Origin of the sequence: Burkholderia sp. E168m23, from assembly GCF_016586125.1 — a bacterium.
Taxonomy (GTDB): Bacteria; Pseudomonadota; Gammaproteobacteria; order Burkholderiales; family Burkholderiaceae; genus Burkholderia; species Burkholderia orbicola.
In genome coordinates, this window is sequence record NZ_BCPP01001266.1 from 1 (window position 1) to 1595 (window position 1595).

A 1595-nucleotide genomic window follows, 5' to 3' on the forward strand; every position below is an offset into this window, starting at 1 on the left:
GGGCTGCTGCGGCAGCAGCGCGGCGATTGCCGACGACAGCGTGCAGCCGGTGCCGTGCGTATTGCTGACCGGCACGCGTGCGCCGTCGAGCCGCACGGTGCGGGTTGCTTCGACGAGCCAGTCGGGGCTCGCGGACGCGTCGGGCAGGTGGCCGCCCTTCATCAGCACCGCGCGTGCGCCCGTCTGCAGCAGGGCCTGGCCTTGCCGCACCATGTCGTCTTCGGTGGTGGCGGGCGCGTCGTTCAGCAGCGCGGCCGCTTCCGGCAGGTTCGGCGTGACGACCGTCGCGAGCGGCAGCAGCGTGTCGCGCAGCGCGTCGACGGCATCGGGCGCGAGCAGCGCGTGCGAACTTTTCGAGATCATCACCGTGTCGAGCACCACGAAGCGCGGCGCGTAACGGCGCAGCGCGTCGGCCACCGCCTGCACGATCGCCGCGTTGGCGAGCATCCCGATCTTGACCGCATCGATGCGGATATCGTCGAACACCGCGTCGAGCTGCGCGGTCACGAACGCGGCGTCCGGCGCATGCACGCCCGTCACGCCGCGCGTGTTCTGCGCGGTCAGCGCGGTGATCACGCTCGCACCATACGCACCGAGCGCGGAAAACGTCTTCAGGTCGGCCTGAATGCCTGCGCCGCCGCCCGAATCGGAGCCGGCGATCGTCAGGAGGTTGGGTATCGGGTGCGTCATGAGGGCAACGCGCCGGTGTGAGCACCGGCGCCAGCGGACGAAAACGGAAAGTGTAGCGTCAGTGCCGCGATTCGCCGATCAGCGCGACCGAGTCGAACTGACGCTGGTTCGCCTGGTGGCGGCGCATCACGAGCCACATCGTCAGGCAGACGAACGTGCCGAACAGCACGATCACGACGCCGACCGGCACGTCGAGCCACACGAGCACCGCATACAGGCACAGCATCACGAGCACCGACAGGTTCTCGTTGAAGTTCTGCACCGCGATCGAATGGCCGGCCGACAGCAGCACGTGGCCACGATGCTGCAGCAGCGCGTTCATCGGCACGACGAAATAGCCGGACAGCGCGCCGACGCCGATCAGGAAGATGTAGGCGACGATCAGGTAGAACGGCAGGCGCAGATGGCCGAAGTGCACGGCCCACTGCGCCGGGAACAGGTCGCGCGTGTAGAAAGCCATCAGCATCACCGCGATGCCCATGATGATGCCGACGGGCAGCACGGTCAGCGACTTCTTCAGCGGAATCCGGGCGGCGGCGGCAATCGCGCCGGCCGCCACGCCGACCGCGACTACGGCCTGCAGGATCGCGCCTTCGGACAGCGACATGTTGAGCGACACCTCGGCCCACTTCAGCACGATGAACTGCAGCGTCGCGCCGGCCCCCCAGAACAGCGTCGTGACCGCCAGCGAGATCTGGCCGAGCTTGTCGCGCCAGAGCACCATGAAGCAGTCGGCGAAATCGGTGAGCAGCTTGACCGGGCCGCGCTCCTGCTTCGGGTAGCGGGCGCCCGTGTCGGGAATGCGCAGGTTGAACAGCGCGGCGACCACGTAGATCGCCATGATGATCGCCATCGCGGCCTCGGCGGGCGTGCCGATCCAGGCGGGAGTATGGGCGATCACGTGC

General features: G+C 68.2%; 2 protein-coding genes. Both read right to left on the bottom strand.

The window, feature by feature from the left end:
- On the bottom strand, window positions 1-690 hold a 690-nt coding region (thiD, locus tag JMF90_RS36400), incomplete at its 3' end, for a bifunctional hydroxymethylpyrimidine kinase/phosphomethylpyrimidine kinase (protein ID WP_201326279.1).
- A 58-nt stretch (window positions 691-748) separates the two neighbouring features.
- The coding region (lplT, locus tag JMF90_RS36405; protein ID WP_201326280.1) for a lysophospholipid transporter LplT at window positions 749-1595 on the bottom strand (847 nt) is incomplete at its 5' end.